General features: G+C 59.8%; 4 protein-coding genes. 2 read left to right on the forward strand and 2 right to left on the reverse strand.

Annotated features, from left to right (window positions below; genetic code table 11):
- Positions 1–177 precede the first annotated feature (177 nt).
- Together P5540_13275 and P5540_13280 are read left to right on the forward strand one after the other, a co-directional pair.
- Positions 178–1716, forward strand: coding sequence for a M14 family zinc carboxypeptidase (locus P5540_13275; GenBank protein HRT65786.1), 1539 nt, complete (start codon positions 178–180; stop codon positions 1714–1716).
- A gap of 92 nt (positions 1717–1808) precedes the next feature.
- Positions 1809–3242 (forward strand): MFS transporter, encoded by a 1434-nt coding sequence (locus tag P5540_13280; GenBank protein HRT65787.1) that lies wholly within the window; start codon positions 1809–1811, stop codon positions 3240–3242.
- Between the two features lie 19 nt (positions 3243–3261).
- On the opposite strand, the gene P5540_13285 is transcribed toward P5540_13280, so the two are convergent.
- Positions 3262–4419, reverse strand: coding sequence for a hypothetical protein (locus P5540_13285; GenBank protein HRT65788.1), 1158 nt, complete (start codon positions 4417–4419; stop codon positions 3262–3264).
- 192 nt (positions 4420–4611) lie between these two features.
- Positions 4612–6847 (reverse strand): sulfatase-like hydrolase/transferase (locus tag P5540_13290; protein HRT65789.1); only part of this gene is annotated, 2236 nt, incomplete at its 5' end.

The following is a 6847-nucleotide window of genomic DNA, read 5'->3' on the forward strand; positions in this document are numbered from 1 at the left end:
TCATCCCTCCCGGATTTGCCACAGATTATCGAATCATACTTGAAGCGGCGAAACGAAAAAAAGGGACTGGCGCGTTTTTTCACGGAAGACGCATCCAATCATCTTGTTTTCGGGGCCGCCGGGTCTACTTGCGGGATCGGCGGTTCCCGCGTACAATTCAGGCGGAGGTATTCCAATATGCCGTATGGATATGCGAAATGGCTGGCCCTGCCGTTATTTTTGTTGACGGCCGTGGAAGCGCAGGCCGGCATCGCACGAACAGGCCCGATTTCCATCCTTGAAATCCGTCTGGCCGACCTACAGGCGCTGCGTTTCCTGGTCGGAGAAGGCTATGATGTGGCGCGCATCCAGGGAGACGTGGCCACCGTATTCGCCACCCAGGAGGAATTTGCGCGTTTGCGCGCGGAGGGCTTTGCGCCCGTCGAGGTGGGACGCGAACCCTTTTCGCCCAAGGCGCCCAGCGGTTATCACACATACGCGACATTGACCACGGCGCTGCAGGACTTTGCCTCCGCCCATCCGAATATCTGCCGTCTTGACTCGCTGGGCAAGTCGTTTCAGAACCGTGAACTCTGGGCGGTCCTGATTACCCGCAATCCGGACATTGAGGAAGACGAACCCGAATTCAAATATGTCGCCACCATTCATGGCAATGAACCCGTCGGAACCGAGAATTGCGTCCGTTTCATCGAATTATTGCTGGCGGGATACGGTTCCGACGCCCGTATTACGGACCTGATAGATTCAACGGCCATTTGGATTGTCCCGCTGATGAATCCCGACGGATTCGAAGCCGGCACTCGTTACAACGCCCAGGGATTCGATCTCAACCGCAATTTTCCAGAATATCCAGAAGGTTTCACAAAGACCGTTTTTGACGAACCGGCGCCCGATACATCCGGAAGGCCGATCGAGGTGGCGCGGATGATGGAATGGACCGCGGGCCGGCGCTTTGTGGCCTCGGCAAATTTCCATACCGGCGCGCTCGTCGTCAATTATCCTTACGACGACGACGGCAAGCCCAGCGGCCAGAATTCACCGACGCCGGACGATGCGCTGTTCCGCGACATCTCGTTGCGATATTCCATCGAAAACACGCCCATGTGGAACAGCACCCAATTTAAAAACGGAATTGTGAACGGCGCGGTCTGGTACGTTATTTCAGGCGGCATGCAGGATTGGAATTACCGGTACGCGAGTTGCAATGAGGTGACGATCGAACTCTCCAACACGTTCGCGCCGGCCGCGAGCACCCTGCCCGCGATTTGGGACAACAACCGGGAGGCGATGCTGGCCTATCTGGAGGCCGTGCACATCGGCATACGCGGTATTGTGACGGATCGCGACACCGGCGCGCCGATCCACGCCCGCGTGCGCGTGCGCGACAACACCCATCCCGTTTTCACCGATCCCGCCGTCGGCGACTATCATCGCATGCTGCTGCCCGGCGTTTACGACTTGATTGTATCGGCGCCCGGCTACGCGCCGATCGGAGTGGCGGGCATCGCCGTCGGGGAAGGCGCCGCCACGCGCGCGGATGTTACGTTGGCCGGCGCCGACATCAACCACGATGGGGGCGTCAATGCCGCCGATGTGCAGAAAATGGTCAATTTCCTGCTTGGGGCAGACACGGATTGTGCCTGCGACGTGGACGGCGGCGATGTGACCGCAACCGATTTGCAGGGACTAATCAACGCCGTTCTGGGCCGTTTCTGAAGCGGACTTGTTCAATATCGCCCCCCATGCGCTAACCCGGCGCATTCAAAATATGCTATGGTACGGCGATTTTGGCAGGAGGTTTCTTCATCATGGTCAACCAACGACAACTGAACGAAAAGACCGGCATTTGGGCTGGAATAAAGCGGGCGGTCCAGGGCGGATTGACGCCCGAACAAGCCTCGTGGCGCTGGCGGATTCTCATCTCGACCTACATCGGATACATGGGGTATTACCTGACCCGCAAAATCTTTACCATCGCCAAGACGTCCATCGCAGGGGATTTGCACTGGGAACTGAGCGACACGGCCCATGTCTGGGCCGCTTTTTTGTTCGCCTATATGGTCGGCCAGTTCATCAACGGTTATCTGGGCCGCAAATGGGGACCTCGCATCATTTTACTGGGCGGCTTGGGCGTTTCGATCGCCTGCAACATCGTCTTCGGATTCGCCAATTCGTTCGCAACTTTCATGGTGTTCATGATTATAAACGGATTGGTGCAGGCGGCGGGCTGGCCCGGCTGCGTGGGCGGCGTGTCGCAGTGGCTGCGCAGCAACGAGCGCGGCACCATCATGGGATGGTGGACGACCAATCACATCGTCGGCAACATCCTCTACAAGGCGCTGGGCGGCTGGTTGTTGGGACCCGCCGGCACGCATCTGGCCTTCAGCCTCGGATTCATCGGGATCAACGTGGCGGCGCTCACGGCCGGCGGCCCGCAATGGCGATGGTCGTTTTTCGGCTGCACGGCCCTGACCATCGGCATCTGGTGGCTCATGTATTTCTGGCTGCGTGACCGCCCCGAAGATGTGGGGCTGCCGCCGATCGTCGAACAGCGGGGGGACGACTACTCCCATGCCGTCGAGGCGTCGCAGGAACGAACGGTGTCGTTTCGCGATTATTTCGCGCTTCTGTTCAATCCGCTGGTGATGATCATGGGATGCAGCTATTTCTGCATCAAATTCCTGCGTTATGCGCTCGATTCATGGCTGCCCGCCTTCCTGAACATTCAGGGCATGAGCGTCGCCGACGCCAGTTACGCCTCGATGATCTTCGACAACACGGGAGTCGTGGGCACCATCGTGGCGGGCTATGTGCTCGACCGCTTCTTTCGGGGCAATTGGGCGGTGCTGTGCTTTGTCATGGCCTTGGGCGCCATCCTGGGATACCTCGCCGTCATCTATCTCGGCACGAGTCCGATGCGCGTGGCGCTGTGTTTCGGCATCGTCGGATTCATGGTGTACGGCCCCGACAGCCTGCTGACCGGCGCGGCGGCGATTGCGGTCGCCGGCGAGGCAAACGGCGTGGCGGTGGCGGGCATCGTCAACGGCATTGGAAGCATCGGACCCATCGTGCAGGAAGTGGTCATCGGACAGTTGATGCGCGGCGATGCCGAAACCGGCATCCACAACGCCAACCTCCTGACGCTGTCCACCAGCATCCTCTTTGCCCTGCTGATGATTATCGTGGCGTGGCGGCTCCATGTCGCGCATGCCCAACAGGCGGAGCGGAATTCGAAAAAATAGAGCCGCGCCGGGAACGGCGTCACGGAAACGGCAGCGCGTTGAACCGCCGGGCGGGCGTTTTGCCGAAGAAACAAGCGTCCGCGAAATCGAGCAGCGCGTCCCAGTCGTCCAGCGTCACGTCGTGGCCGCCCTCGCGGAAGAATATGGCATTCTTGTCCGGAACGCCCAGAAAATCGAACACGGGCTGCGCGGCCTGATACGTGCGCTGCGTGCCCAGCGGATTGGCCCAATGATCCGCCAGCCCCTCGACGGACAACAGGGCGCGCGGGGCGACGAGCGCCTTCAGAAAATGCTGATCGAACGGCAACCGTTCTTCCTGCCGCGCGAAAGTCGCCAAGCGCGGATGGAACCAGTAATGAAAGCGTTTGGGAGAGGTTATTATTTCCAGGGATTCCGCACCCGGTCCCATGATGCGGAAACAACCCGCGCCGCCCGCTCCGGAGGCATGCGGCGCCACCAGCGCGAAGCGCTCGTCCAGCGCCCCGGCCCAAAGCGCCGTCTTGCCGCCGCGTGAGTGGCCGGTGACGGCGACATGCGCCGCGTCCACTTCGGGCCGTGTCAGCAGATAATCCAGCGTTCGCCGGGCGCCCCACGCCCACGCGGCAAGCGTCGCCCAGTCGTACTCCGGATACAGCGGATGCACGCCATCCGAACGATCCGCGTCGTCCCGGTCAATTTCATGGCGGTCGTATCCCGCGAAGATGTAGCCGCGATCGATCATGCGCCGCGCCGCCTCCTGCATCTTCTCGCCCCAAACCGCGCCGGTTTCAATCACGGCGGGATACTTTCGGCCCGGGGCGCCTTGCGGAATGAAAAGACCCATATGCACGCGAAGCGGCTTATCGTCGAACGCCACCACGGCCCGGACATCCAGCGCCTTGCCGTCGAAGACCGGCGTTGCGCTTTCCTCGATTACGCGCAGTTTCGGCGCGGGCGGCATATGCCCGTATTCATAATGTTCGAGCATCGCAATGATTTCCGCGCGACGCCGCTGCCAATCGGCCTTCGTTTCGACCTTCCGGCCGTCCATGAACCGAAACACGTCCGGCAATTCCTTAATCGCGGGCAATTCGCTGACTTCAAGCATGACGTTTTCTCCCTGTCGCTGACCGGACGTTGCGCAACCCGGCGCCGCCGCAACGATGCAGATCAAAGCGCTTGCGTAAACGATTTTCATGCGCGTCTCCCATGCCGGCGCGGGTTGTGCAACCGCCACCCCGATGGGGCCGCGTTCTCCCGTCCGTTTCGTTCCAATATACCATACGGCCTTGCGCGATGGTTTCTGCCGAATGTTCCCTGAAAATGCGCATCCCCGCCCTCCGGCCATGTTCGTCATCATTATCGCAGGCGGAAAACACGCCGAGCCGGCTCACTTATGGGCATCGGATTTCGGCGGCTCCATGTCTTCCTGGATGGAAGCCTTGCATCGCAAAGCGTCCGCACTGTCGGGAACCAGGACCAGCGCCTTTTCGACGGCTTCCAGCGCTTTTTCCTTGGCGCCCTGTTTTTGCAGCGCCCGCGCAAGCCCAAGGAACGCCTTGTAATTGTTCGGATCGAATTCTATCGCGCGCGAATAGGCGGCGACGGCGTTTTCCCTGTCGCCCTTCTTTTCCGCGAACATTCCACGCTGCAGTTCGGTTTCAGCACCGACCGCCGCCAGTTTCAAGGCTTCGCAACATACGTCAATGGGCGCCGATTCGACCATCGCAACGTCTTCGGCCACTTGGCGGGTAAGGGCGAGAACGCGGCTGAGAATATCCGGATCCGCGGGCGCCAGCGCGATAATTCGTTGCAGTGAACCGGCCACGGCATCGTAACGGCCAAGCCGCATCCATGCTTCGGCCAAATCCATGGTGAAAGAAGGCAATCGCGGGGCCAGTTTCTCCGCGGCGGCATAGGCTTCCGCTGCGCGTTTGGGCATTTCGATGCGTTCAAGCGCCGCGCCCAACCAATAATGGGCGCGGGCGGCCTTGGGATGCTGATCCACATAATCAAACCAATATTTGGCCACCTCATACAGATCGCATTCACGCTGCAACCGTTCGTTGCGCCGGTCGCATTCATTGATGCTGGCCGGATCGCTGCCGATGTAGCCAAGGGCTTCCATGGCCTGCAAGGCGTCCGATCGATCGTGCCGGTCAATATCCGCCGTGTTTGTCTCGGGGACATACCATACATACACGCCGAAATCGTCCGCGAGCCACGCGGTCCGATCGTTTGGCGAAATGGCGTCGGCGATGAAAAACGGCGCCCCATCCAGAAGACCGTGCATCTGGTTTTCACCGATGAACACCGACTCCCTGTCCACCGGCGCGCCGTCCTTGAGCACCGACAGGGAAATCGGCGCATCGGCGTTGACGGATGCCCACAGATGAATATCCGCCCGATGTTTTGGCGAACTGTCAGGCAAGGCAATCCGAAGTTGCATGGCCTCCGGATCGTCCAAAGCCTCCGCTCCAATTTGCGCCGTGAAAGACAGCATGTCGTTGGCGCGCTCGACACGGCCTGCGCCATGGGTTTGTCCATACCGGAAATGATGAATCAGGGGACTCTTTAGGATTCCGGCCAGCGTTTGCGCTTGATCCGGACTGCACCGGATATGCACATGAAGTCCGCTGACGCCCAGCATCATGAGCCAACGGGCCTGCTGCTCGAGTTCGCGCCCGCCTTCCGGAGCCATGGTCAATGCGCGCTGTTCCCCTGGATCGGCGGCCAGATCGTACCATTGACTAGGCTGTCCCGACGGATCGTAAAGGCATTTGAGCGTTGTCGTTTTGGCGATATTGCGATCCTGGCTGCCCAGATACGAAAAACCGACACGTTTCGCGCCTTGGCCGCCGGTTATCAATTCCGCAAAGGACCGGCCCCTGAATTGCGGCTCCGGCGGAAGCCCCGCCAACTCCAGAAGCGTCGGCGCAAGATCCACCATTTCCACCAGCGATTCGATGACGCGTCCCGCATGCGCCTGTTTCGGCAGTTTGATCAGGAGCGGTACCCGAAGCATTTCCTCGAAGAGGGTGTTGCCGTGGAAGATACCGCCGTGCTCCCAGAATTCTTCGCCATGATCGGACAATAAAACGATGATGGAGTCATCGTACATGTCCGCCTTTTTCAAGTCGTCCAACAGGCGGGAAAAGAGCCAGTCGTTGTAGGCGACCCAGGCATCATAGGCGTCCGACGCCCGTTTCTTCACCATGGCGTCCATTTCTTCTTTGGATCGCATGGTCGCAGCCGGATCCGGGGCGCCCGCTTCATAGCCGAACGTGAACATTTCATAATATTCGGTCGGGGTTTCCGGACATGTGTCGAGCCATGCCTTTACGGCCTCCTCGGAAGCAGGAAGATCCGGGGCGAACTGTTTTGCAAACAAGGCGGGAGGAATATAGGGGCTATGCACGCCGGCGCTGTGAACGAACAGGAACCACGGGCGTCCGCGCACAAATGCGAGGGTTTCAGCGGCACGGGCGATGGTTTGTTCCCGGAATGCGCTGTAGGGATGGCCCCAAGCCGCATTATAATAACGGAAAAAGCCTTCGCCATAACCCCACACGGGCAAAGTGACCGCGTTGGATGTGATGCCATGGGTCTCGTAGCCGCCTTCGGAA

This window comes from Candidatus Hydrogenedentota bacterium (genome assembly GCA_035450225.1).
GTDB lineage: Bacteria > Hydrogenedentota > Hydrogenedentia > Hydrogenedentales > SLHB01 > DSVR01.

What these genes read in the sequence shown, in the direction of transcription:
- P5540_13275 (HRT65786.1), top strand. Translation starts at nt 178, where the DNA reads ATGCCGTATGGATATGCGAAATGGCTGGCCCTGCCGTTATTTTTGTTG.
- P5540_13280 (HRT65787.1), top strand. Translation starts at nt 1,809, where the DNA reads ATGGTCAACCAACGACAACTGAACGAAAAGACCGGCATTTGGGCTGGA.
- P5540_13285 (HRT65788.1), bottom strand. Translation starts at nt 4,419, where the DNA reads ATGAAAATCGTTTACGCAAGCGCTTTGATCTGCATCGTTGCGGCGGCG.